The organism is Oxalobacteraceae sp. CFBP 8761 (assembly GCA_014841595.1).
Taxonomy (GTDB): domain Bacteria; phylum Pseudomonadota; class Gammaproteobacteria; order Burkholderiales; family Burkholderiaceae_D; genus Telluria.
Genome location: JACYUE010000010.1, coordinates 1 through 2,926, shown reverse-complemented (window position 1 = coordinate 2,926; position 2,926 = coordinate 1). Strand labels below are relative to the sequence as shown.

2 protein-coding genes are annotated in these 2,926 nt (G+C 53.1%); one reads left to right on the top strand and one right to left on the bottom strand.

Annotation, left to right across the window (positions count from 1 at the left end; translation table 11 throughout):
- The first annotated feature begins 412 nt into the window (after positions 1–412).
- The gene (locus IFU00_22800; GenBank protein MBD8545111.1) at positions 413–1,990 is read left to right on the top strand and encodes a chemotaxis protein; all 1,578 of its coding nucleotides are present in this window, start codon (positions 413–415) and stop codon (positions 1,988–1,990) included.
- Between the two features lie 23 nt (positions 1,991–2,013).
- Here the strand turns inward: IFU00_22800 and IFU00_22795 are convergent, their stop codons facing one another.
- The gene (locus tag IFU00_22795; protein MBD8545110.1) at positions 2,014–2,472 is read right to left on the bottom strand and encodes a MarR family transcriptional regulator; all 459 of its coding nucleotides are present in this window, start codon (positions 2,470–2,472) and stop codon (positions 2,014–2,016) included.
- Between the last annotated feature and the right edge of the window lie 454 nt (positions 2,473–2,926).

Sequence of the window (2,926 nt, the reverse complement as noted above, 5' to 3'; positions counted from 1 at the left end):
GCGCCGATGATAGTGCTGCAACCAGTGTGAAAGTAGGTTATCGTCAGGCTAGTTATATAGAAAAGCCCCACTCAGTGATCTGAGTGGGGCTTTTCGCTTTGCGCGATCAAAATGGCCTGACATGTGATCCGTCACCATACTGCGTCACTCGATGCTAGTCATGGCAGTCTGGCAAGCGGCTTTATATACTGTGTCTCTACGGTATCTCCCCCGTCAGACAAGGTCATGCCGACTTTTGTGTGAAAAAACATCAGTACAAATGACATGGCGAGCAGAAAACTTTGCTTTCCGTGTGGAATCAATAGTGCGCTATTAAATCTTCTCTATAATCTTCCGTCAGTGTTCAACATCCGCCAGTTGATGGGTCAAATCCATCCGTAGAAACCGTTTTTTCTTTCAAAGTCATTGTCATATGAGCATATTTTCCTCACTCAGTACCCGTGCAAAACTCGGCGTTGGATTTGGCCTGGTCGGAATCCTCATCATCGTGCTCGCATTTTTTGCCTGGCGTGAGTTAGGAAATGTTGGGCAGGAACTGGCGACTCAGAACGCTGTACGCACGACCAAGCTCGAGCGCCTATATGCGCTGCGTGAATCCCTCGCGCAAACTGGGCTTGCTGCACGCAACGCCTACATCATTCCGGATACGATGCAAGCACAGGGCGAGCTGTCTCTGCTGGACGAGCATAAGGCTAATTTCCTTAAGGAACTGCAGGCTCTGGCACCCTTGTTTGAGGGAAATGCTGACTTTGCGACGATGCGTACCGGCCTGCTGCGTATGGCAGAGGAACTCAATCGTCCAAGACGCTACCGCGATGCCGGGCAGATGACGGAATATGGTGCATTCCTGGTCAACGAGTGCAGCCCGCTGCGCCGGCAAAACGTGCTGGACATCGATCGCGTAATCAAGGCCGTGCAAAAGCAGGTCGAAGCCGGTACGCTGATAGCAGAACAATCTGTCACGTCCGCACAAACGACGATCATCGCAGTTGCGCTCGCGGCAGTGATGATCAGTATTCTGGTCGGTGGCGCCATTACGGCGCACCTGCTGCGTCAGTTGGGTGGCGAACCTTTGGAAGTCAATCGCATCGCATCGGCGATCGCTTCAGGCGACCTCACAGTCAAGGTGACTGTGCGCCCCAAAGATCGGGCGAGCGTCATGTACGCCATTGGTGAAATGCAAACCAGTCTGCAGCGTATCGTTGCGCAAGTGCGGGGTGGCACTGACATGATTGCAAATGCTTCCAGCGAAATCACCGCCGGCAACAGCGACCTTTCAACGCGCACTGCTCAACAAGCCTCCTCGCTGGGTCGAACGGCAACGTCGATGAAAAAGTTAACGGCCGTGGTGGAACAAAATACCGCACACGCCCGTCATGCCAATACGCTTGCGGCATCAGCAAGTCAGGTTGCCAGCAAGGGTGGCAATGTTGTCACTGCAGTGGTGAGCACGATGCAGGAAATTAATGCATCTGCGCACAAGATCTCGGACATCATCAGCGTTATTGATGGCATCGCATTTCAAACCAATATCCTCGCACTCAACGCTGCAGTAGAGGCAGCGCGTGCAGGCGAACAGGGCCGTGGCTTCGCCGTGGTCGCCAGTGAAGTGCGAAGCTTGGCCCAGCGTTCCGCCAGCGCCGCAAGAGAGATTTCCGCATTAATCGGCGAATCGGTCGCCAAGGTGGATGCGGGCTCGAAACTGGTCGAGCAAGCCGGCATGACGATGAACGACATTGTGACGAGCGTGCAACATGTCAGTGGCATTATCGAAGAGATCGCTGCCGCCAGCGAAGCGCAACACGCCGGCATTCAAGAGGTCAACCTTGCTGTTGATCAGATGGATGCAGCAACCCAGCAAAATGCTGTGCTGGTCGAGCAGTCCGCTGCGTCGGCAGCAGCGCTTAATGAGCAAGCGGGGAGTTTGTTGCGAACGGTTCGGGTGTTCCGAGTCAATGCCGAGAACCAGCCGCTGCGAATCGCAGCATAAGTCAGATGAACGACAGCGTCGGCTTAGCCGTCGTTGTCGTTCAAGCTATTGCGCAGTTCGACCAACTGACCACGTAATGTCTCTGCTTCGTCGGCCGAACACTTTGTCGCACGAAATACTGCCGCCATTACATTGGCGGCTTTTTGTTTGAGTGCCTTGCCATCGTCAGTCAGGCTGATGATCACTTGCCGCTCATCACTACGCGCACGATTGCGCTGCACGAGGCCCTGGGCCTCCATGCGCTTGAGCAATGGGGTCAACGTTGCGGAATCCAGGAACAGATGCACGCCGATATCTGACACCGTCAATTGATCCTGTTCCCACAACACCATCATGACGAGATATTGAGGGTAGGTCAGGCCCAGTTGAGGGAGCACGCCACGATAAACCCGCATCATTGCCAACGAAGTCGAATACAGCGCGAAGCATAGCTGTTCGTCGAGGCGAGGCGTGGTGGTAGAGGGAAGAGGAGGGGTCGTCATGGATCCAATATAGGTCGCACACTAGATAATTGCAAGCAATGCTACCCAAGGGGGCTAGCGCCCTCATGCTTTGGCAGTCCCTCGCGATTCGTGGAGCAAGCCCCGTCATCTGTCGCGTATTGCTATTTTTGACGCATGAATACTCGCTTTGAAGAATATTCCTGAAGGGGTCTTGTGCAATCTACCCATGGTTTGTTATAGTTCGCCTCCGCTTCGGCACTGACCGAAAATGTTAACGTAATCAAGTGGTTACGGGAGCAATGTCTACAGAGAAATCTGAGACGAAGCGAAAAGAAAGAGTTGACGAGATTTCGGAAACACAGCATAATCTCTCTTCTCTGCTGCAGCGAACAAAACGATTCGCTACTAACAGCAAGAAGCACCGAATAAAGTTCTTTAAAAATTAACAGTCGATAAGTGTGGGCGTTTGATGAAGGTGCCAAAGACTTCGGTC